Below are 23,590 nucleotides of genomic sequence, written 5' to 3'. Positions count from 1 at the left end.
GTCCTCAAAATGAAATGGAACAGAAAATGCCCATGTCTCAGGTCATGCATTGAAACTTGAACACAATCATAATTTGTTTACATCAAGCCTAAACACCTGCAATTTACACTAATCCTTTGCCAAACCAAAAGTGATAAATCTTCATAACATTTTTTCCAAAAATCTTAAATCACTCAATAAGCTAGACAACAAATAAGAAAGGTTTGCGATTATATCTTTATGGAATGCAATACATTGATTGATAAAGATAAGAGTTCTCCATCTTACAGTTAAAAACCTGGAATATCTTAGGTTTCCTCATTTCAAATCTATGTCTCTTGAAACAAGTTAAAATCACTTGCTTGCAGCGTCACAAACAAAACTAGCGTGTGAGTAAAAAACGATAAGGAACAAACTAAAATGCCTCTTATGAAAAGTCTCAAGTCTATACTCTTCTCATGTAAAAGGCTGTAACATTGGGGTTAGAAAAGTGTGTACAATGATACCTGTTTACTCCTGATCAAACCTAAAAAGGGGTGCGTACTATAAATTTTATAGTATCCATGATGCCTTGAGCCAAACGATATCTAGTGCATGCTCTCTTTAACGAATGAAGCGTTTTTTAGGAAAAAATAGCAGATCACTAACGTTTTCCATCCATGCTTTACTTTACAAACACTTGATCCGATATAACAATCAACAAACATTGAGTTGATAAGGGCTTAATCACGCGAGAGTGCAACAACAGGATCAAGCCGTGAAGCTTGTCGTGCTGGCGAAAAGCCAAAACATATCCCAATGAGAGTTGAAAAAGTAAGAGATATAATGATCGAATCCATCGTATAGACAAGGTGAATAGGCGCCTTAAAGAGCAAAAACAAACCACCGATAGAAAGCCCAAAGAGGACTCCCAATCCACCGCCAATAACACAAACCAAAATTGCTTCAATGAGAAATTGCTGCAAGATATCACTTTGGCGTGCCCCAACAGCCATACGCACCCCAATTTCATTGATCCGCTCAGAAACCGTAACCAACATAATATTCATCACCCCAATCCCCCCTACAATCAATGAAATAGCAGCAATAGAAGACACCAAAAGCGTTAAAATCTGTGTGCTTTCTGTGATACGATCACGAAAGAATTGAGAATTTCTAATGAAAAAATCTTCCCCACCATGACGCATAATAAGAAAACGCTTCACCATATTCTCGGCTAAATTTGAATCAACATGATCGGCGATCTTCACAGTAATTGCCCGAACTTGAGTCGTGCCAAGAAAACGTGTTTGCAAAGTTGTATAAGGCAAATAAATCTGCAATGTATTTGAGTCCCCTCCTCCCATATGTTGCGGATCTACCACACCAATGATGCGCACAGGAACATTGCCCAAATGAACAATTTTCCCTATGGGACTCCCATGACTATGAGGAAAAAGTACCGAAAGTGCTTCCTTTTCGATAACGAGATCAACCGCCCGCTCATGCACACTTTTTTGATCAAACAGCTGTCCTTGAACAGCTTTAAGTCCCTGTGTTTGAAAATATTGTTCTCCTACCCCAGAAATGATAGCATTAACTTCAACCCCACCAAAACGAACCATAGAACTTGCTGAAATCTGAGGTGTTACACCAGCAATATAAGGTAATTTAGAAAGAGCTTCTGCATCCGCCTCCACCAAACTGGTTATTTTCTCTGCTTGGGGGTCAGAGAGGCTTTTTCCAGGCAAAATTGTTAATGTGTTAGAGCCCAAACTCTTAAAATTTTCCATAATTTTTTCCCGCGTACCATTTCCCAAAGCAACCATGGCAATAATCGCTCCAATACCGATAATCACCCCAAGCATCGTTAAAAAAGTTCGCATACGATGGGCATTCATAGCCAACAATGCCATGACAAATGCTTCACGAAAACGTTCAAAAAAAGAACGAAAAAAACCCAGTATTTTTTGATCTTTCAGATTTTGTTTTTCCTGAAGAGATTGGGCATTTCTTTTTGTTTTCGCACCCTTTGACACATTGTCCGCAATAATTTCCCCATCACTGATTTCGATAATACGCTCTGCTCTTTTAGCCACCTGCATATCATGCGTTACAATAATAATAGTGCGCCCTTCTTGATGAAGTTCATCCAAAATACGTAAAACTTCTTGCCCACTCTGTTTGTCCAGTGCACCGGTTGGTTCATCAGCAAGAATAACCTCTGCATTATTTATCAATGCTCGCGCAATAGATACCCGTTGTTGTTGCCCCCCTGAAAGTTGATTGGGACGATGATTAATTCTCTCTCCCATACCTAAGCGTATTAAAAGTTCTTCTGCACGTTTTTTTCTCATACCCGGTGCACATCCTGCATAAATAGCAGGAATTTCAACATTGCCAAGGGCGGTTAATTCATTCAATAAGTGATAGCGCTGAAAAATAAATCCAAAATGATTACGCCGTAAGGCTGATAATTCATCAGCAGAAAGAGAAGCTGTTTCTTTTCCTGAAATCCAATAACGACCAGAACTTGGTCGATCAAGACATCCCAAAATATTCATCAATGTGGACTTTCCAGAACCAGAAGCCCCCACAATTGCTACCATTTCCCCACGCTTAATGGTCAAATTGATATCCTTTAAAACAGTAACAAATGTTTCACCCGCAGGAAATGTGCGCACAATATTTTCTAAAACGAAAACAGCCTCTGCTTTTTCTGCTTTCATGCTTTAGCTCTCATCTTCATTATGTTCACCAGGAATATTTGGCATCACTCCATCACTCGAACCAGTAATAACCACATCCCCCTCATCAAGCCCTGAAGCAATCTCTGCCATCACTTTGTTATTAAGCCCTACAGTCACTTGTTTTGCCACTACTTTATTTTCCCTCACCAACACTGAAACCCATGCTTTTCCTTCTTTTGTTTCATCACGCAAAGCATCACTTGGAACCAGCAAAACATTCTGAGCACGTCCTAAAATAATATGCACTTGAGCAGTCATATAAGTTCGCAAAAAGTTGTCTTTATTATCAACATGCACAATCCCATTATAATAAATTGCCGACGATGGGAAAGAGCTACCGCCTAAACCAGAGTTAATACTCACATCAGCCCGAATGGATTCAGGCGCTGGTTCAACCCTTTCTAATGTTCCCTCATAACGACGGTCTGCATTACCCAATACCGTAAAATAAAGAGGTTGTCCGGCGCGAACTTTAAGAATATCCGCTTCCGAAATTTGCGCTTTAATTGTCATCTTTGACAAGTCACCTAAAATAACAATTGTGGGCGCTGACTGAACAGCATTAACATTCTGACCTTCTTCAACAACTGTTGCTAACACTGTTCCCGCTGAAGGTGCAGTTATCCGCGTATAACTAAGATTAACCTCTGCACTCTCCACATCAATTTGAGCTTGCACAATCTGTTGACGCAACTGAGCAATTTGTGCTTCGCGTATTTTCACTTGTGTCACGGCATCATCAAAATTAGCTTTTGAAATTGCACGCGACTCGATCATTTTTTTCTGCCGCGCTAAATTTTTCTGTGCAAGAGCAAGATAAGCTTCTTGTTCCATTAAATTTGCATAATAATGAGATAAGGCTGCTTTTTTTCTTTTCAGATCATTTTCTTGATCTGTAGGATCAATTTCTGCCAAGAGATCGCCCTCTTTCACAACACTTCCCGGAAAAACGCGCATAGATACCACCCGCCCCGTAGCACGTGCACCAACAGCCACCAACCGATAAGGACGCACAATTCCAGAAGCCAAAACACTTTCCTCAATATCACCACGCTTCACCACAGCTGTCATATAGGCTGGCGTGGATGTTCCAAAAAAAACAGAGCGTAGCCATAAAAAAATGATAATAATGAAGAGAGAAATAAGAAAGAATGAGAGCTTTTTACGTTTTGTAATGAAATTTTTGATGAAACTTTTTTTCATTGGCTTACCTTTGCAAATGAATGGGAAACACCATCAACGACTTCCGGACGTGACACATCAACGACACCATCCCATCCACCACCTAATGCTTTCATCAGAGCAATATATTGGGTAGCTAAAGCAATGCGGCTATCTTTAAGTGCCATTTGCGCAGAATAATAAGAACGATCAGCATTTAATAATTCAAGAAAACTGGTATTGCCATTTTCAAAAAGATTTTGTGACAGTTGTAAAGAATGCAGAAAAGCTTTATTTGCAACGATAAGCTTTTTAAGACGCTGATGTTCCTTTGTTAGTCTCACGAGCGCATTTTCCACATCTTCTAAAGCCCTTAATACAGCAGAGCGATAAGTAATAAAAGCCTGATCACGCTGCGCTCGCGCCATCGCAACAGAAGCAACAATCTGTCCTCCATTAAAGAAGGGGAAACGAAGACCAGGTCCAAAAGACCAACCAATGGTTGAACTTTTCCATAATTGATCTATTGCTGTTGCTGCTGTTGAAATATTCCCCGTTAATGTAAGTGAGGGATAACGTTCTGCCTCACGTTGACCAATGCGTGCTGTTGCTTGTGCATATTGGCGCTCTGCCCGCCGTAAATCGGGACGTGACAACAAGATATCGGCCGGAATTCCTGCTGGTATTGGCCATTGTGGTTGTGGAATTTTCACGTGTTGGGCATTTTTTTGCAAAAAATCCTTCAAAGCCGTAGGAACATGACCGGTTAAAACGGAAAGGCGATGCATAGTCATTTCCAAACTTGCTTCCATCTGAGCGATATCAGCTTCTGTATTGGCCATTTGCGCTTTTGCATTTGAAACATCGAGCTCAGAAATATCACCCGCTGTTAATTTTGCCTGCATCAATTCATATGTTTTGCGCTGCGTTGTAGCAATTTGCCGCACAATCAATAACTTTTGTTGCCAACCACGCATTTGAACGTAATTTGTTGCTACATCTCCTAACAATACGACCATCGTCGCACGCATATCTTCTACGGTTGCTTCAAGACCATAATGCGCCGCTTCAACGCCTCGCTTATGCCCTCCAAAAAAATCAAGCTCCCAACTTGCATCAAATCCACTACGATACTGGCTCAACGTATCAGATTGTCCAGAGCCGCTACGCGTTCCTGAAATCGTATTTGACACACTTGGCAACAAGGATCCCACCACTTGCCCTAAACTCGCACGTGCTTCACGAACCCGAGCTCTGGCAACCGCAACATCATTATTTCCAGAAATTGCCTCAGCCATTAACGCATTTAAAACCGGATCATTTAACTGTCGCCACCACCCAGCAAGGGAAATTGAACGCTGAGATATCTGCGCAGACTGCCCTCCCCATTTGGGGGGAACAGAAAAAAATGTCTTATGATAATTCGGACCAACCATACATCCTGACAAAAGAAAACAAAATAAGATACTAGAAAGTAATCCACGAGAAGCGCCCCTTTTGAGATTTTTGATATGCATCCAGTCTCCCGCATTCTTTCAGAATCATTATGCAATATTAATACTTTATTTACCTTGTTATTTCAAAATTAACGTGAAAAATCAAATACTGTTTGCACAGGAATATGATCTGAAGGACGTTCCCATCCGCGCGCATCACGAAAAGTCGTAAGATCCGCCACAAAAGGCGCTAAATCTGGAGACGACCAAATATGATCAAGCCGGCGCCCATAATCGGTCAACGCCCAATTGCGCGCACGATAACTCCACCATGTATAAAGCTTAGTGGGAACAGGGATATGCAACCGCATGAGATCAATCCATCCGCCCTGACAACACAAATTTTGTAAACGCTCGGTTTCAATGGGGGTATGGCTTACAACCTTCAACAATTGCTGATGAGACCAAACATCCTCTGCTAAAGGAGCAATATTCAAATCCCCCAACAAAAGAGAAGACAGCCCCTCTTCCTGATCGGCGCGAATAAAAGACATTTCTTCTAAAAAATCAAGCTTATAACGAAATTTTTCATTCACCTCAGCATCAGGGATATCGCCTCCAGCAGGAACATAAAAATTATGAATCCGCATCAATTTACCATGGGCTTCCACAATCACTGAAATATAGCGACAATCTTTATTTTGACAAAAGAAACGCTTGTTCACCTTTTTAAAGGGCAAACGAGAAACAATCGCCACCCCGTTATAAGATTTTTGTCCACTTAGTGCGATATGCTTATATCCTGCTGCTTCAAAAGCCTCCACTGGAAATAAAGCATCGGGACATTTTGTTTCCTGTAGACACAAAACATCGGCCGGAAAGAGTTTTAAATACTGAAAAACCTGTGCAAGACGCAACCGAATAGAATTAATATTCCAAGTCGCAATACGAAAGAACATCTGTTTTTAATCCCAATGACATAATAACTATTGCTTCATTTCTTCGAGGGAAGTGTAAACATGCCCTGAACAAAACGAACGCCTGTCCGCACATTCATAATCTGCACAGTCGTTTCCAAGTTTTGTTGGTCAACAATTGTCCACTGCCGTAAAGCAAAGCTTTTGGAATCAAACACCATTCTTATTTGCCCAGCCCCAATCGTTTTATCACGCAGAACAATCGTCACAGCCCCTGGATCTTCGCGAAATGCCAATAAACGCCCAGATGATACGTCAATTTTATCATCCAACAAAAACTTCATTGGCGTTTGTGAAAGTTGTGAAAAGTTCCAAGTATTTAAAGCCCGATTGTTAATGCCCACAAATTGACCATCCGCAATGATTTGTAGAGGCATTTTCTTATAAATAAAGCGAACTTTCCCCGGACGCTCAAGATAAAATGTTCCTTGAGACATTTTTCCCTTTGGACTAAATTGAACAAAGTCACCTGTCATTGTTTTGATTGCCGCAAAGTGGTTGGCAATATTTTGCGCTTTTGCTATCTTATTAGATGCTTGCGAAAGAACAGGAAAAGTTAAACACCAAAAGACAAGAATTCCCACAAAACAAAAGCCCCTCTTTTTTTGCGGTAAAAAAGACGTTTTCATAAAAAATGCTCCCAAACAATATCGAATTGACTTTATCATTTATAATTAAGTCATCACAATGATGAATAAATACCCTGCTTTACAAGATAAAGATATTGTTTGAAAACACTATCAAAAAGTTTTTAAAAGTATGCTTACTCAACAGTCCTAAAATTTTCCGTTTACTCTCGTGATTTGCTGGACGAACGATGCTTCTTTCTTGCATCTTTTCAAGCAATGTCGCTGCTCAATTATAACCAATACCCAAACGGCGTTGACTATAAGAAATTGAAACTTTATCACCACGAAGCACAACGATAACAGTTCGACGATAGAAATCATTGATTGCAGAAAAAGCAAAAAGTCCTTCTTTAATTTCTTGCTATCTCTTGCGGTATCATTTCCAAGCCAAAACCATCACACACGTGTGCCAACCCTAAAATGTTGCGACAAGTCCTTGAGCCATTAGAACAGGTTCAAAACAAACATTTTTAGTTCTTTCTTAATCATTTTTATCCACACAAGCTTCCCTACTCGTAACCTGCAAGCGAATAGTTTTTGGTCGATTCAATACAAACAGGTTAAAAATGAAAGAATCTTACGATATTGAGATCTCTTATTCCAAATGAGTAATGCGATTATTATTATAAATCAATGCATTATATAAATAATAAGTTTTCTTTTGAATTTTTGAAATTATCCCTATTTCTTAACTTTTCTACTGATTGGCTAAATGCATAATCTCTTCTTTTTCACCCCTAATCCCTAAAGCTGCTATGAATTATGGTCAATACACGGATGGAGTTAAGTTCTAAACATATTACTCGCGAACCTGAAAACTTTTTTCAATGACACAATGGAAAAAATGCTCCTTTGACTTACCATACACCCGTAAAGAATAAAAAAATTCTCAATCAATTCGTTCTGTAACCAATTTGGAGTTTGAATCACAAAAAGTTCAAAACCTGCCTATAAGCACACTTAGCGAAGTCGAAATCTGCTTTTTGGATTCTAGAAAGTTCCTCTTAACTTCCTACCTCATATCATTCACTTAAACAAAAACTCGACACACGAGCCCTTTTCTAAAAGCAGACAGGCAAGTCAGATAACGCAACCAGTTTTGCCGTGAGATTAAACGGCGAGAACAGCAAAAATACTTAAATATCAAGCCGTTCATGGCTTTATACCACCACACCTCAAATGAGGCTATTTTACATCAATATATTGATTTATAATGATAAATCATCATTTTTTCAACTGAAATCATAACGCCGAAGACTGCAAGATACTCTCTATATATTAAATCAATTCAAATTATTTACTTGCATGTTACAAGAAAATCTAACGTGCAAGTAAAATGATATAAAATAAGGAATATCTCTTATGAAAAGTTTCAAATACTATAGGCCTATCGCAAATTGAGAACTTATGTACGATGATGCGAGCTTTCTACGGTACAATAAGGCAACGATTTGTTTTTATGAAACATTATTTTTATTAAGACATTAAAAGAAACGATTATAAAGATTTTTCAAAAGCGTTCTTCTTCGGCTGGAACTAAAATTTCTCGTTTGCCTGCATGATTTGCTGGACTAATGATACCTTCCTCTTCCATCCTCTCAATCAATGTTGCAGCACGATTATAGCCAATCCCTAAACGGCGTTGAATATAAGAGGTTGAAGCCTTACGATCACGAAGAACAATAGCAACAGCTTGACTATAGGGATCATCTGCTGAAGGAGAAGCCGAAGAAACATCAGTGCCATCTTCTTCAACTTCTTGGGTAATTGTTTCCAAATAATCAGGTCGTGCTTGTGCTTTAAGATGCGCAACAATCTGCTCCACTTCATCATCCGCAACAAAAGGTCCATGAACACGCTGAATACGTCCTCCTCCCATCATAAAAAGCATATCGCCTTGTCCCAATAATTGCTCAGCCCCCTGTTCGCCTAGAATTGTTCGGCTATCGATTTTTGAGCTCACGGAAAAAGAAATGCGTGTAGGAAAATTGGCTTTGATCGTTCCAGTAATAACATCGACGGAAGGACGCTGTGTCGCCATAATCACATGGATACCGGCAGCACGTGCCATTTGTGCTAAACGTTGAACCGCGCCTTCAATATCTTTACCAGCGACCATCATCAAATCAGCCATTTCATCGATAATGACAACAATATAGGGCATAGGACTAAAATCAAGAGTTTCCGTCTCATAAAGAGGCTCACCAGTCTCATGATCAAAGCCCACTTGAACGGTACGCACCATTATTTCTCCTTGACCTTCTGACTCCTTGAGACGTGCATTAAACCCATCAATATTGCGAACACCAAGTTTTGACATTTTACTGTAGCGCTCTTCCATTTCACGAACAGCCCATTTAAGCGCAGTCACAGCTTTTTTAGGATCTGTCACCACCGGTGTTAACAAATGAGGAATGCCATCATAAACCGAAAGTTCAAGCATTTTCGGATCCACCATAATGAGACGACATTGTTCAGGCGTCATACGATAAAGCAATGATAAAATCATTGTGTTGATAGCAACAGATTTTCCCGATCCTGTTGTACCAGCAACCAAGAGATGCGGCATTTTTGCTAAATCCGCAATCACAGCTTCCCCGCCGATAGTTTTGCCCAAAGCAAGCCCTAATTTGGCTTTACTTTCAACAAATTCCTGTGCTTGCATAATCTCCCTTAAATAAACCATCTCCCGCTTTGCATTGGGTAACTCTATTCCAATCACATTGCGCCCAGGAACCACAGCAACACGGGCAGAAATCGCACGCATCGAACGCGCAATATCATCTGCTAAACTAATGATACGGGAAGACTTAATGCCAGCAGCCGGTTCAAATTCATACAAAGTGACCACGGGTCCAGGACAAGCATCTATAATTTTTCCTTTGACCCCAAAATCTAACAAAACCCCTTCAAGTTCTTGAGAGTTTGCTTTTAAAGCAGCAGGAGAAAGTTTTGCATCCCTGACAGACGGTGGTGGAACCGATAGGTAGTCTAAAAGTGGAAGAACAAAACCACCCTTTGAAGAAACTGTTAAAGATTTCAAACCACGACTTTTAACAGAAGAAGAAACATGAGCTTTATTTTGATTTTCCTCACATTTTTCTTTTTCACCCAAAAAAGTTGGTTCAATCCGATCAAATGACTTGCCTTGTCTCTTACTTTGAGAACACCTTTTGAAACAGAAGAAACGAAAAAAACGTGCTTGTAAAAAATAAAAAAGATGTAAAAGAGCGCCAAAAGTTGTGGCAAAAAAACCATGCTTCTCACGATCATTCTCTGCGCTATATTCCACATCTTCTTCCATCTCAAAAACCGGATCAACGATTTCGTTTTTAGGAATGTTTTTTTCTTTTCTTTTCTTTGCTTTGCGCCGCCATATCACATTGCCAGCAAAAGCAGCAGTAAAAAAACCTAAAAGAATAAAAACAACACTAAAGAGCATCCTGTAAAGCGAAGAAAGAAAAAGAGGAAAAATTGAAGAAGCAACACTTAAAACTTTATCTCCTAAAACCCCTCCCAATCCCATAGGCAAAGGCCAATGGGTAAAAGAAGCAACAGGCGTCATAAGGGAAAAAGCCATTAAAAAACAAATTGTTGATACCAACCATAAAAAAAAGCGCAAAGTCAAATTGTAGATATTCTTTTGTGCCAACAAGAGAAAAGACCAAAATAACGGCGGCAACAAAATAGCAAGACTTGCTAAGCCAAAAAACTGCATAATAGAATCTGAAAGAACCGCCCCCAGCCACCCCATAAGGTTTGTAACCTCATTTGTACTTGCATGGGTTAAAGAGGGATCAGCAACATTCCACGTCGCCAAAGCAAATACACAAAAGATAATAAAGCCCAAAAGCCCAAGCCCAATAAATACGCCAATCTGACGTAAAAACATCTCAACAAGTCGAAAACCTTGAGAATCTCGGGATTCCAATGAATCATAAGGGGAAGAACTTCGGTGCATCCATCAATTCCAAATATAAAACTTTCATATTTAAAGCGTTATAACTCCCCCCTTCTCTTAAAAAAGGACGAAGCTTACACTCAGTGCTGATCTGTAAACGATCATCTGTCAACAATCCAACTTCTTAATCTCGTGCATTCTGCCTTTTTCCTACTTCATGTCATTCATAAATCACCCTCTAATCCTTCCATAAAGCATAAAAACAGTCCTATCTTAAAATATTATCACACAAACAACAAAAAATACCTCATGTATAAAGTTTTACATGGGTAATAGAGCTTACGACAATCTCTATCACCCTCTTCAACAAAAGGTTATGTTACACCGTGCTAACAGTAAAATATTAATACCGTTTTAACCATCACATTTAACCATCACAAATGAATATTATTTTTCTTATCTATCATTCTCAATGTATCCTTTTAGAACAAGCCTCTTAAAGGACATTCATATAAATTAAAAAATACATTCTCATCTTTGTCTAATTTTAGTTTTCTTTTCTATCAATCAAGTGTAAAAGAAATTGGAGAGGACATTCAAAAAAAGCTGATCCGATAAATCTGTAAAGTGAGTCACACAAGTAAAACAAAAGCGCTCTAAAACACTGATTTGTCATCAGATTGACACCAAAAAGACATTTCTTCCAAAGAGAAATCTCTTCTTTGTAAAATAGGGGAAAAAGTACAAATCAAAATAGTGTAGATAAGTTGAAAGAAAAATGTTTTTTAACAGCAAGCAAGCTTTAAACAATGGGAAAAGCCCCGTAAATAATGGAAAAAGCATTGTGTATTCTAATCACCATAAAGATATAAAACCCAATAAGAAAATAAAATCTCATAAAACCAGACAATGTGATCTTCTCATTGCAGGGGGGGCGGTTATCGGTTCAACACTTGCAATAGCACTCAAGCAAACAGCCCCTAAACTGAAAATAAAAATCGTTGATGCTGCTCCACAAGAAGATATTCCTGCTTCTAACATACGAACCATTGCCCTTGCTGCTGCTTCTGTTCGCATGTTAAAACAATTGCAATGTTGGGACTCTATCAAACCCTATGCACAACCCATTCACTCAATGATCATCACAGATACGAGCATAAATGATCCCGTTAAACCCACTCTTTTAACCTTTGAAGGTGACATTACCCCTGGTGAACCCTTTGCAACTATGGTAGAGCATCGAGAACTCATCAATACTTTAAAAAAACGTGTCAAAGATCTCAATATCCCTGTCATCGCAAACACACGTGTCATTGATTTTCATCAAGACAACCAACACACAACTGTCACTTTAGATAATGAAGAGGCTTGGCAAACAAAATTGCTTATTGCAGCCAATGGTGCCCAATCGACATTACGCCAAAAAGCAGGTCTTAAAAACTTTGCTCACCCCTATAAACAAACAGCAATCATCTGCACAGTTGAACATGAAAAACCCCATAATGGTCAAGCAATTCAACATTTTTTACCGGCTGGCCCTTTCGCTCTTCTCCCTCTCAAAGGCAACCGATCCGCCATTGTGTGGAATGAAGATCATAAAACCGCACAATATTACCTCAAAGCTGATGCACTTATTTTTGAAACAGAGCTCGAAAGACGTATTGGTCATCGATTAGGAAAACTCTCTTGGAATGGTGAACGTCAAGCTTTTCCCCTAAATCTTTCTTTAACACGTCAATATATTAAGCCTCGTTTTGCGCTCGTTGGCGATGCAGCCCATACCATCCATCCCATCGCAGGACAAGGACTCAATTTAGGATTACGTGATAGCGCTGCTCTTGCTGAAGTGATTATTGAAACAGCACGATTAGGTCTTGACATTGGCTCCCTCACCGCTTTAGAACGCTATCAAAGCTGGAGACGTTTTGAAATTGTCCGTATGGCTTTAAGCAATGATTGGCTTAACAAACTCTTTTCTAACGATAATCTTCTCTTACGAATGTTTCGCGATACTGGTCTTGGAATCGTCAATCAAGCGCCACGAATAAAGAAATATTTCATTCAAGAAGCTGCTGGCCTTACCCCAAATGCGCCTCGTCTTCTAAACGGCTTCCCGCTTTAAGTAAAAATTCATACCCTTTCACTTTTTATAACCTTTTATAACCTTTGGCTTTTTTACTCCCCCACAAAATCAAAGACTTCCATTCAATCCGATCTGTAAACAGCCCAGATTCTTGTCACGCAAGTTTTCCCTTAATTTGCCCTTCTTGTATTTCACTTAGCCATAGGGGAAAAAACAAGCGAGCGATATTTTAAGAATATTCACTACACACTGAAAAAACATCTCATGAAAGTGATCTTATCATACTTCAAATGACGCTCTTTTAAAGCAAAAAAATAAACAAGACTTTCTTTATCAGACAAACTTTGACTTATAAGGAAGACTTCACTGTTCTTATGTAGAATAAGAACAGTGAAAATCGTAAAATGCCCTTATTTCCAATCTCCCTCCTGCTGAATCAATCAAAATCACCCTTTTCACATCACAAATGGAATTAGCATATAGATAACAAATAATTAAAGAAAGGCATCAAAGCCTCTCATACCCTTCCCAAGTTTCAAGAGCTCTCAAAACATTGAAAGTTAGAAAAGCATATAATGGCGCCGACTTATACTTTTTATTGAATTAAAAATAATGGTGCAGAATAGAGATAAACTTTTATATTATATTGTTTTAGCCACGCCATAAAATAGCCTTAGATCATTAGAAAATATTTTCTTTAAAAAAAGCATGTAAATTGGCAACACGAGTACATCCCGTTGGGGTATTCTTTTTCTAAAGGAGACCCTTTAATTTATACAAAAATGCCAAGATTACAAAATCTGATATATAAAAATTGTTCCGTACTCTATACCAAAGAGTGCACAACATTGGGGCTAGCAAATACAGCCAAGGTGTTGGCGTACTGCTTAAGTCATAAACTCTTCCGATTTAAACCCTTTTTGTAAAGAATCAATAAAACCATTTATTTGCATAGACTAAAAAAGAATAACGTTAAATAAAACGATAAAAAAGAGATAAAGTTCTCTCTCTCAAATGTCAAAAGCGATTATAACATTTCAAGCTAGTAAGCATAATGATAATGCCAGCTTATAACAAAAACACCTTTTTCATTTAGATATATTTATCTCTGTTTTTTATCATTTTATTTTACATTTCAATAGGTTAATATATCTATTCAGTATTTTTATACAATCAAATAAGCAAAAAGAGCCTACTTCTCACATCCATATCTCTTGATATTCCCTTGCCTTATAAATATCGCACATGTGTTATGCTACTTCTGTTGTTATGTTACTTCGAGTTCATCAAGTGTATACCCATTCTCCAACCACTCTTTAATCCACTTAGGTCTCCGTCCACGCCCATTCCATAATTCCCATTGGTTATTGGGATTCCTATAATGACGCTCTTTGCTCACAAGATCAGCGATATCAATTCCATGGGTATTAGCAATTTCAAGAATTTTTCGTCGCGCATTTTGCTTTTCTTTTGCTTGCCGTTTTTTCAATTCCACATCAATTTGTGTACGCATCTCTTTTAATTCATCAAAATTCATATTTTTGAGATCATTCACCTTAATTACTCCCCTTGCAAAAAAGAATTGTTCTTTGCCATATTTTAAACACAATTATAGACAATTTTTGTCTATTTATTATCAAAATTAAAAATACGATACATATATCACTTTGACGGAGATGTGTTTTGTACCACAAAGAACTGTTTATTTGTGTCTCAACTTCCACCATTGCATCCTTTTTCAGTTTAGTTGCTGAAATTGGAAAATACAGTGCGCAAGTGCTACCACACCTCCCTGACCCTTATGAATCAGTAGTCAAAAGTAAATATAAACCGCCACTCTATAAACTATGGCAATATGCAACAAAGAACAAGCCCTCTCCCTATAATGATGGTGTCGTTCATTATAACAATACGAGCTACCCTCAAATACAAAAAATTTTTACTTGGTATAGATGTTCTTTAAATCTCTTTTTGCAACAAAGAAATTATATAAAACAAGCAACTTCAAGAAAGTCCCAAAGATCATTATTGATTAAAAGTCGTACTTTTTTCCTTCATTCCAATAATATCGGTTGGTGCGGTCAGTTCTATTTTATAGCATACATTGATCTTGCTTCTGGGATATTCAGATATATTACCAATCTTTTCAGAAAAGAAAAAAATCTCCACCACAAGGAATATTCTAGGCAAAACAATTCTGTTTTACAAATTTATAAAAACAAGAAACAGCGACAAAAAGCACTAAACAGCATTGGTATTTGTATCAATAAAATTCTTCATAATAAGGTGTATTACTGATGATTATTCCAGACTTCACAATGTTTGCTGCTTCATACATATCCGATATCCCTCCAGCTCTCATCGAACAAGAAGCGCGGGATAATTCCTATATAACAGGTAAGAATGATAAATTATTCCGTCAACTATCTCTGCTTCGAGAAAGAGCCGTAGAAACAGCAACAACTGAGCAATTTAAACAAAATAAACATAATTTTGACGCATTTTTTGAGCAAATCGATGTTGAAAATATGAAATGGCTTTCTTTTTTTGGGGCATTTGACTTTTGCAAAAATCTTGCATCTGTACAAAGCACTTTAACTTGCTGTTATGAACAAACAATATCAAAGTGTATCTTTAAGAAAGAAACATTGTGGTCTACTCTGAGTTTTTACAACACAGAAAACTTAAACAGTAGTGCTGATACACAGATTGTTGCTTCATATAGCGAAGTAAAAGCTGCTGTGCGAAGAAATGAAGATTTACAAGAGCCTGTAAAGCTTAAAAAAGAAGAACCAAAACAGACAACTAAAGTAGATTCTCTTCCTCTTTCTTCAGAGGAATTAGAAGATGCGTTTTTGCATAAAGAAAGTAGCAGCCGTGATGCTTTTGCCACAGAAGATTCTTCTTTACCGTCAAAGCAGCTAGAATGATGACTGATATTTTCATAAATGAAAATTAGAATTTTGATAGGATGGTATAATGAAAACTAGATAAGAAAATATTAAAGCTCTAATTAGTAAGATTAGACAAAATCTCTTCTAATTGAGGGCAAAAGAATGAAAATGATAGAACAAAACAGCGTTGATATAGCATTTAGTCAGAGAGCAGCACGTGAAATTACAGTTGTGATGCGCTCAGAAAGGGAATGGTATTTTACGTTTGTTGCCGATGATCCAATCACCGGCAAACCTAATAAATATACATTACTTACACAAAGAGGAAAATTAAGAACTTGGGCGGACCCTAAATATCTCTTTAAGTTTCTTCATGAAAGAGGGGTCATTTGTGGGAGTTTTAATCTTAATCAGGATAAAGAACATGAAACAATCAAATATTCTTCACACAACAGCTCGTAATAAAATTGCTGCATTTTCTGCAGCTTTGACTGTGTTTTTTATGAATAATTCTGCATATGCTAATGACCCAACAACTTTGAAAAATGCAAAGAAGGCTTTAGATGGCTTGAAGGGCGATTTAGAAAAACTTATCCCTATTGCTGCAGGCGTTATACTTTTATGTCTAGCAATCGCTTATGCTGGGCGCTACATCGAAAAAGGTACGTTCATACGGTGGGCAGTTGGTGTTGTTATCGCTGGTTCAGCATCCCAACTTGCTACACTGTTATTTAATCGATAATTGTGACAATCATGTAATAAATACAAGTTATAAAAAGCAAAATTTATCCATTAATTATACATAAAAAAATAGCATTTTTATTTATACTGAAGATATACAATATAAAATATTAATTAGAAGCTTAATAAGAGTGAAATATGAGACAATTAAATATTCTTAAAACAATAATTCGTAATAAAACTACTCCAGTCTCTGCAGCTTTAACTGTATTTTTTATGAGTAATTCTGCATATGCCCAAGTGAATCATTTGACAAATGCAAAGAAGGCTTTAGATGGCTTGAAGGGCGATTTAGAAAAACTTATCCCTATTGCTGCTGGCGTTATACTTTTATGTCTAGCAATTGCTTATGCTGGGCGCTACATCGAAAAAAGTACGTTCATACGATGGGCAGTTGGCGTTGTTATCGCGGGATCAGCAGCCCAACTTGCTAATCTTTTATTCAAAGGCGTCACTGCTTAAAATTCACTATGACAATATAATAAAAATATCTTATAAAAAGTAAAATTTATCCATTAATTATACATAAACCAATAGCAGTTTCATTTATACTGAAGATATACAATATAAAATATTAATTAGAAGCTTAATAAGAGTGAAATATGAGACAATTAAATATTCTTAAAACAATAATTCGTAATAAAACTACTCCAGTCTCTGCAGCTTTAACTGTATTTTTTATGAGTAATTCTGCATATGCTCAAGTGCAGTATTTGACAAATGCAAATACAGCCTTAGACGGCTTAAAGAACGATTTAAAAATTATTATCCCTATTGCTGCTGGCGTTATACTTTTATGTCTAGCAATTGCTTATGCGGGGCGTTACATCGAAAAAAGTACATTCATACGATGGGCAGTTGGTGTTGTTGTCGCTGGTTCAGCAGCCCAACTTGCTGATCTTTTATTCAAAGGCGTCACTGCTTAAAATTCACTATAACAATATAATAAAAATATCTTATAAAAAGTAAAATTTACACATTAATTATAAATAAACTAATAGCAGTTTCATTTATACTGAAGATATATAATATGAAATATTAATTAGAAGCTTAATAAGAGTGAAATATGAAACAATTAAATATTCTTAAAACAATAATTCGTAATAAAACTACTCCAATCTCTGCAGCTTTAACTGTATTCTTTATGAATAATTCTGCATATGCCCAAGTGAAGTATTTGACAAATGCAAATACAGCCTTAGGCGGCTTAAAGGACGATTTAAAAATTATTATCCCTATTGCTGCTGGCGTTATACTTTTATGTCTAGCAATTGCTTATGCGGGGCGTTACATCGAAAAAAGTACATTCATACGATGGGCAGTTGGTGTTGTTGTCGCTGGTTCAGCACACGAACTTGCTAAATTGTTATTTGATAAAACTTAATTGTGGTAATCATGTAATAAATACAATTTATAAAAAGCAAAATTTATCCATCAATTATAATAAACTAATAGCAGTTTCATTTATACTGAAGATATACAATATAAAATTTTATTTAGAAGCTTAATAAGAGTGAAATATGAAACAATTAAATATTCTTCAAACAATAGTTCGTAATAAAACTACTCCAATCTCTGCAGCTTTAACTGTATTCTTTATGAATAATTTTGCATATGCTACTGACCCGAAAACTTTGAAAAATGCAAAGACGGCTTTGGACGGTTTACAGAAAGATTTAAAAATTATTATCCCTCTTGCTGCTGGCGTTATACTTTTGTGTCTAGCAATTGCTTATGCGGGGCGCTACATAGAAAAAAGTACATTCATACGGTGGGCAGTTGGCGTTGTTATTGCTGGTTCTGCACACGAACTTGCCACATTGTTATTTACTAGAACTTAATTGTGACAATCATGTAATAAATGCAGTTTATAAAAAGTAAAATTTACACATTAATTATAAATAAACTAATAGTATTTTTATTTATACAGAAGATATACAATATAAAATTTTATTTAGAAGCTTAATAAGAGTGAAATATGAAACAATTAAATATTCTTCAAATAATAGTTCGTAATAAAACTACTCCAATTTCTGCAGCTTTAACTGTATTCTTTATGAATAATTCTGCATATGCTAATCAGCCAGCGACTTTGAAAAATGCAAAGAAGGCTTTGGATGATTTAACGAGCGATTTAACAATTATTATCCCCCTTGCTGCTGGCGTTATACTTTTATGTTTAGCAATTGCTTATGCGGGGCGCTACATAGAAAAAAGTACATTCATACGATGGGCAGTTGGCGTTGTCATCGCTGGCTCCGCAACACAGCTTGCTAAGCTGTTATTTACAGGTAACGTGAATTAAATACAAAATATATTTAAAGTAAAAATACTTTTGTTTACAAATAATCCATAAATTGGTATAATACATAATGTTTTAAATGTTTGTTGATTATAGGCGTGTAGCAATAATAATGTCGTTTATAATGAAAAAAGGAATAATTATTTATAGCAATTTTAATTAAAAGGGGATAAAAGATATGAAACAGTTAAATATACTTCGGGTAAAAATATACAATAAGATTAATGTTATTATTATCACTTCAATGATGTTATTAATAACACAATCTGCATATGCTCAAACGGAAATAAAAAGCTTAGATGTTTTCATGAGTGTGCAATATGGATTAAGTATACTTGTTCCTATCGTTGCTGCCATCGTTCTTTTATTACTTTTGCTTATTTATATATTTCGCATCATTGCAAGAGCTACATTTATGCGATGGGCATTTAGCGTCATTATTGCTGGTGCAGCCTTTTATATTAGCCACATATTATTTCACCTCCAGTAACAAGAGCACCCCATGAAACCACAAGAACAAAAAGAATTCCCCCTCTTCAAAGGAGCAACACGTGTTCCAACAATATGGGGGGTTCCCATGATGCCATTTATCGGTATGCTTATGGGAGTTGCTGTTGTTGCTATGACAATAAGTATCTTTTTGTGGGTAATGGCGCCGCCGCTATGGTTCATTATGGTGCAAATTACCAAAAATGATGATAAGGCATTTCGTATTTGGTGGTTATGGATCGATACTAAATTTCGCAATCGCAATAAAGGTTTTTGGGGCGCATCAAGTTATAGTCCCTCTGATTATAGTAAAAGGAGATAAACATGATAGCTGTTGAAAACAGCAAACGTCTCGCATCAGAGACACCTGTAAGCCTGTTCCTCCCCTATTCACATCATATTACAGATACGATTATCTCTACTAAAAATGCAGAATATTTGTCAATTTGGAGGATTGACGGGCGTTCGCATCAAAGTGCTTCAGAGGAAGATATTTTTCAATGGACAAAAGAACTTAACAATACTCTGCGGGGTATTGCATCAGCCAATTTGTCATTTTGGACACATATCGTGCGCCGCCGTGTTTATGAATATCCTGATTCAACATTTGATCAAATGTTTTGCTATCAGCTTGATGAAAAGTATCGGCAAAGTTTTACTGGTTATAATTTGATGGTCAATGATCTATATCTGACTGTCGTTTTCCAACCGATAGCGGATAAAATTATGTCGTTCTTTTCTAAACATGAGCGCGAAACGCTAGATCAAAAAAAGATGCGACAAGACTCATGTATCAAAGAAATCAATGACATCAATCGCACTTTAGGACAATCTTTGAAGCGTTATGGCGCAGAACTTCTTGGTGCTTATGAGAAAAATGGGCATGTTTATTCTTCGGCACTTGAATTTCTTGGAATGCTTGTCAATGGCGAATATCGTCCTATGCCAATTTGCTATGATCGTTTTGCTGACTATATGTCCATCAATCGACCATTTTTCTCAAAATGGGGCTCTCTTGGTGAGCTGCGCACAACCAATGGAATGCGTCGATTTGGAATGTTAGAAATTAAAGAATACGATGCAACGACTAAACCAGGGCAACTGAATGCTTTGCTGGAAAGTGACTTCGAGTTCATATTGACGCAGAGCTTTTCGGTGCTCTCTCGGCATGCCGCTAAAGACTATTTGCAGCGCCATCAGCGCAATCTTATCGATGCACGCGATGTGGCAACAAGCCAAATTGCACAAATTGATGAAGCACTAAACCAGCTTATCAGTGGGCATTTTATCATGGGGGAACATCATTGTACATTAACCATCTATGGTGATACAATTCAACAAGTTCGTGACCATATGGCCAAAGCAAGTGCAGCATTATTAGACGCTGCGTTGTTACCCAAACCCGTAGATTTAGCGATAGAAGCTGGCTATTGGGCACAATTTCCTGGCAATTGGAAATGGAGACCTCGCCCTGCCCCAATTACGTCACTAAACTTTTTATCATTTTCGTCTTTTCATAATTTTATGTCAGGAAAACCAACTGGAAATCCATGGGGACCAGCTGTCACAATTCTTAAAACAACCAGTAAGACACCACTTTATTTTAATTTTCATGCCTCCAAACTTGAAGAGGATTCAACCGATAAGCGATTACTTGGTAATACCGCCCTTATCGGACAATCTGGATCTGGTAAAACTGTGTTGCTCGGCTTTTTGTTAGCACAAGCGCAAAAATTTAAGCCAACAACTGTTGTTTTTGATAAAGATCGTGGTATGGAAATTGCCATTCGAGCAATGGGGGGAAGATACCTAACATTCAAGCCAGGAAGATCAAGTGGTTTTAATCCATTTCAACTTCCCCCTACACAAGATAATCTGATTTTTCTAAAACAATTTATTAAAAAATTGGCAGAAGCTGGTGGTGAAGTCACGCATCACGACGAGGAAGAAATTAATAAAGCTGTTATGTCTGTTATGAGCAGTAATATTAACCCATCGTTGCGTCGTTTGTCTTTTCTGGTTCAATTTTTACCAAATCCGCGTTTAAGTGATTATGATGCACACCCGTCTGTTCACGCTCGTTTACTCAAATGGTGCGAAGGTGGTGATTATGGGTGGTTATTTGATAATCCTCATGATGCTCTTGATCTTTCAACACATCAAATTTACGGCTTTGATATCACAGAATTCTTAGATAATTTGGAAACGCGTACTCCAGTAATGATGTATCTGCTTTACCGTACAGAAGGTATGATTAGCGGACAGAGATTTATGTATATCTTTGATGAGTTTTGGAAGCCTTTGCAAGATCCTTACTTTGAAGATTTAGCGAAAAATAAACAAAAAACTATCCGTAAACAAAATGGTATTTTTGTTTACGCAACACAAGAGCCTAGTGATGCTTTGGAAAGTAATATTGCTAAAACACTCATTCAACAATGTGCGACTTACATCTTTCTAGCCAACCCCAAAGCAAATTATGAAGATTATACAAAAGGTTTCAAATTAACAGATACTGAATTTGAGCTCGTTAAAGGACTTGGTGAGTTTAGTCGTCAATTCCTCATTAAACAGGGTGATCAATCTGCACTTGCTGAACTCAATCTCGGTAAATTCCATGTAACAAGCGATGGAAAAAGCGTAGAACACGACTTTAGTGATGAACTCTTGGTGTTATCAGGTACGCCAGATAACGCAGAGTTAGTCGAAAGAATTATCGCAGAAGTTGGTGATGATCCAGCAATATGGTTGCCAATTTTTTTACAGCATGCAAAAAATGACAGGAGGGAAACATGAAGAAACAAGTCATTTCAATAGCAGTAGCAATAACTTTAGGGGTTTCAAAGCCAGCAATGGCTTGGGTTTTTGGTGCTGGAGTAGCAGATTTAGCAGCATCAATTCCAACAACATGGCCTAATTTTTTGGGGAGGCCATCCTCAAAAACACCTCCATCCCAAAATTCTTCACCTTCACAACCGAAAACAGTAAATGCTACTAGTGGATTTATTATTGCCTTAAAAAGGCACTTTGAGCAAACAAGAAAGATACACGAATCCATAACGGGAAGTAAAAAATTCAACGCGCAAGAATATAAAAATATACAAACAGATAATACTAGTTTTTTTCTCAAAAATCCAGAGACACTCTACAATAGAAGTGCATCTTCTTCTCTATCTAGCTCCCTTGACAATATTTTAAAAGAAGAAGAAATTTCTTCTGCCTCTATCCAAGAAGCTCGTGATGCTATAACTAAACGTATTCAATATGCCTCCCTCGTTGATAAGGCCGTAAGTTTAAAAACTTTTCAAGAGGCGAACAATCGTTTTAAACAAATTGAAAAACTATTAAGCGAAATCGAAAACACAAAAGATTTGAAAAGTATTGCCGAATTACAAGCACATATAATTGGCATGCTCACTATGCTACAAAACGAAACGGCCAAATTACAAATGGTCACATATTTACGCAATGCTGAGCAATCGCTGATCAAACAGCAGAAAGATAAATACAGCATAAAAATTTTGAATAGCAAAAATACAAAAATGCCCACTATAAGATTTATCCGATAAAGTTCTTTACAGCGTTTTCCTTTTTTATGCAAATAAAAGCTAATGTACAGAATTCAATGTTAATCCGAAAATTTAAAGAGATACAGGAATTTTGTCAAATCTACGATAATCGTGGTGAAGCTACCTAAATGGAAGTGAATGTATAGAAGTCTTTAGAATATATCTGTAATCTAAGGTGGTAAAAAATTGACTATTCGTTAAAGAGGAATGCCATGAATTTCACTATTTTCGCGCAACTTTTTACTAAAATTGATCAAGGAACCAAAACATACATAACGGATATTTCTTCAAAAACGATTGCTACAATTACACCCTTTGTGTCAATCGGGATAACAATCGCTTTTATCATCTATGGATGGCTTATCATTCGTGGCGCTATAGATATGCCTCTCTCCGGTTTTGTGAACCGTTGCTTGCGTATAAGCATTATCACTTCAATAGCTCTAACCGCAGGACTTTATCAAAATGAAATTTCGGGGTTGATATTAGAAATGCCCTCTAAATTATCAAAAGCGCTCATCACAAATCCACTTTCTGAACAAGAATTAATGACCTTGCTTGATAAAACAGCAGGTAATGGATTTAAATATGCAGGTCGTCTTTTCGAAGAAACCGTCTTCTTCGATGCAAATGGGACACTTTACGCTCTCTTAGGGCTCATCATCTTGCTGGCAACAAGCCTCGTCGTAGCAATCGGCGG

The 23,590-nt window shown here is 37.2% G+C and carries 22 protein-coding genes; 15 read left to right on the top strand and 7 right to left on the bottom strand.

Going from position 1 to position 23,590, the window contains the following annotated elements:
• Positions 1–701: 701 nt before the first annotated feature.
• The 6 genes from PVV59_RS04750 to PVV59_RS04725 all read right to left on the bottom strand — a co-directional run bounded on the left by PVV59_RS04750 (position 702) and on the right by PVV59_RS04725 (position 10,872).
• Positions 702–2,687, bottom strand: coding sequence for a MacB family efflux pump subunit (locus PVV59_RS04750; protein ID WP_273754918.1), 1,986 nt, complete (start codon positions 2,685–2,687; stop codon positions 702–704).
• A 3-nt stretch (positions 2,688–2,690) separates the two neighbouring features.
• The gene (locus PVV59_RS04745) at positions 2,691–3,911 is read right to left on the bottom strand and encodes an efflux RND transporter periplasmic adaptor subunit (protein WP_273754916.1); all 1,221 of its coding nucleotides are present in this window, start codon (positions 3,909–3,911) and stop codon (positions 2,691–2,693) included.
• A complete protein-coding gene (locus PVV59_RS04740; protein WP_273754914.1) occupies positions 3,908–5,386 on the bottom strand; it encodes an efflux transporter outer membrane subunit in 1,479 nt (492 codons plus the stop codon). Before PVV59_RS04740 ends, PVV59_RS04745 begins: the two co-directional genes overlap by 4 nt.
• Positions 5,387–5,454: 68 nt before the next feature.
• Positions 5,455–6,264: an exodeoxyribonuclease III gene (locus PVV59_RS04735; RefSeq protein ID WP_273754913.1), complete on the bottom strand. Its 810-nt coding sequence runs from the start codon at positions 6,262–6,264 to the stop codon at positions 5,455–5,457.
• Positions 6,265–6,299: 35 nt separating this feature from the next.
• Positions 6,300–6,911 carry an outer membrane lipoprotein carrier protein LolA gene (locus PVV59_RS04730; RefSeq protein ID WP_273754912.1) on the bottom strand — a complete coding sequence of 204 codons (612 nt, stop codon included), beginning with the start codon at positions 6,909–6,911 and terminating at the stop codon, positions 6,300–6,302.
• Positions 6,912–8,421: 1,510 nt separating this feature from the next.
• Positions 8,422–10,872 carry a DNA translocase FtsK gene (locus tag PVV59_RS04725; protein WP_273754910.1) on the bottom strand — a complete coding sequence of 817 codons (2,451 nt, stop codon included), beginning with the start codon at positions 10,870–10,872 and terminating at the stop codon, positions 8,422–8,424.
• A gap of 784 nt (positions 10,873–11,656) precedes the next feature.
• Between PVV59_RS04725 and PVV59_RS04720 the strand changes: the two genes are divergently transcribed.
• Positions 11,657–12,934, top strand: a complete 1,278-nt coding sequence (locus tag PVV59_RS04720) for a ubiquinone biosynthesis hydroxylase (protein ID WP_273754908.1) — start codon at positions 11,657–11,659, stop codon at positions 12,932–12,934.
• 1,228 nt (positions 12,935–14,162) lie between these two features.
• Here PVV59_RS04720 and PVV59_RS04715 read toward each other — a convergent pair.
• The gene (locus tag PVV59_RS04715) at positions 14,163–14,450 is read right to left on the bottom strand and encodes an H-NS family nucleoid-associated regulatory protein (RefSeq protein ID WP_120121343.1); all 288 of its coding nucleotides are present in this window, start codon (positions 14,448–14,450) and stop codon (positions 14,163–14,165) included.
• A gap of 128 nt (positions 14,451–14,578) precedes the next feature.
• Here PVV59_RS04715 and PVV59_RS04710 point away from each other — a divergent pair, with 128 nt between their 5' ends.
• The 14 genes from PVV59_RS04710 to PVV59_RS04645 form a co-directional block, all read left to right on the top strand.
• Positions 14,579–15,193, top strand: a complete 615-nt coding sequence (locus PVV59_RS04710; protein ID WP_273754907.1) for a hypothetical protein — start codon at positions 14,579–14,581, stop codon at positions 15,191–15,193.
• Positions 15,193–15,825: a TrwN protein gene (locus PVV59_RS04705; protein WP_273754905.1), complete on the top strand. Its 633-nt coding sequence runs from the start codon at positions 15,193–15,195 to the stop codon at positions 15,823–15,825. Before PVV59_RS04710 ends, PVV59_RS04705 begins: the two co-directional genes overlap by 1 nt.
• 126 nt (positions 15,826–15,951) lie before the next feature.
• On the top strand, positions 15,952–16,251 hold the full coding sequence (gene korA / locus PVV59_RS04700; RefSeq protein WP_241436072.1) for a KorA family transcriptional regulator: 300 nt from the start codon (positions 15,952–15,954) through the stop codon (positions 16,249–16,251).
• Complete coding sequence (gene trwL / locus PVV59_RS04695; protein ID WP_273754903.1) at positions 16,214–16,531, top strand: VirB2 family type IV secretion system major pilin TrwL; 318 nt, start codon at positions 16,214–16,216, stop codon at positions 16,529–16,531. Before korA ends, trwL (PVV59_RS04695) begins: the two co-directional genes overlap by 38 nt.
• A 137-nt stretch (positions 16,532–16,668) precedes the next feature.
• Positions 16,669–16,992: a VirB2 family type IV secretion system major pilin TrwL gene (gene trwL / locus PVV59_RS04690; RefSeq protein ID WP_273754902.1), complete on the top strand. Its 324-nt coding sequence runs from the start codon at positions 16,669–16,671 to the stop codon at positions 16,990–16,992.
• Between the two features lie 140 nt (positions 16,993–17,132).
• Positions 17,133–17,456: a VirB2 family type IV secretion system major pilin TrwL gene (trwL, locus tag PVV59_RS04685; protein ID WP_273754900.1), complete on the top strand. Its 324-nt coding sequence runs from the start codon at positions 17,133–17,135 to the stop codon at positions 17,454–17,456.
• A gap of 140 nt (positions 17,457–17,596) precedes the next feature.
• The gene (trwL, locus tag PVV59_RS04680) at positions 17,597–17,914 is read left to right on the top strand and encodes a VirB2 family type IV secretion system major pilin TrwL (protein ID WP_273754899.1); all 318 of its coding nucleotides are present in this window, start codon (positions 17,597–17,599) and stop codon (positions 17,912–17,914) included.
• 136 nt (positions 17,915–18,050) lie between these two features.
• Positions 18,051–18,371 (top strand): VirB2 family type IV secretion system major pilin TrwL, encoded by a 321-nt coding sequence (trwL, locus tag PVV59_RS04675; RefSeq protein WP_273754897.1) that lies wholly within the window; start codon positions 18,051–18,053, stop codon positions 18,369–18,371.
• 137 nt (positions 18,372–18,508) lie between these two features.
• Positions 18,509–18,835 carry a VirB2 family type IV secretion system major pilin TrwL gene (gene trwL, locus PVV59_RS04670; RefSeq protein ID WP_273754895.1) on the top strand — a complete coding sequence of 109 codons (327 nt, stop codon included), beginning with the start codon at positions 18,509–18,511 and terminating at the stop codon, positions 18,833–18,835.
• A gap of 175 nt (positions 18,836–19,010) precedes the next feature.
• Positions 19,011–19,322 carry a conjugal transfer protein gene (locus tag PVV59_RS04665; protein WP_273754893.1) on the top strand — a complete coding sequence of 104 codons (312 nt, stop codon included), beginning with the start codon at positions 19,011–19,013 and terminating at the stop codon, positions 19,320–19,322.
• Between the two features lie 12 nt (positions 19,323–19,334).
• A complete protein-coding gene (locus tag PVV59_RS04660; RefSeq protein ID WP_273754892.1) occupies positions 19,335–19,643 on the top strand; it encodes a type IV secretion system protein VirB3 in 309 nt (102 codons plus the stop codon).
• A 2-nt stretch (positions 19,644–19,645) separates the two neighbouring features.
• Complete coding sequence (locus PVV59_RS04655; protein ID WP_273754891.1) at positions 19,646–22,117, top strand: VirB4 family type IV secretion/conjugal transfer ATPase; 2,472 nt, start codon at positions 19,646–19,648, stop codon at positions 22,115–22,117.
• Positions 22,114–22,890 (top strand): type IV secretion system protein, encoded by a 777-nt coding sequence (locus tag PVV59_RS04650; protein ID WP_273754889.1) that lies wholly within the window; start codon positions 22,114–22,116, stop codon positions 22,888–22,890. The genes PVV59_RS04655 and PVV59_RS04650 overlap by 4 nt, the downstream gene beginning before the upstream one ends.
• A 212-nt stretch (positions 22,891–23,102) precedes the next feature.
• The coding region (locus PVV59_RS04645) for a type IV secretion system protein (protein ID WP_273754887.1) at positions 23,103–23,590 on the top strand (488 nt) is incomplete at its 3' end.

This window comes from Bartonella sp. MM73XJBT.G (assembly GCF_028618435.1).
Lineage (GTDB): Bacteria > Pseudomonadota > Alphaproteobacteria > Rhizobiales > Rhizobiaceae > Bartonella.
The sequence above is the reverse complement of the archived record's forward strand: the minus strand, read 5'-3'. Positions and strand labels throughout refer to the sequence as shown.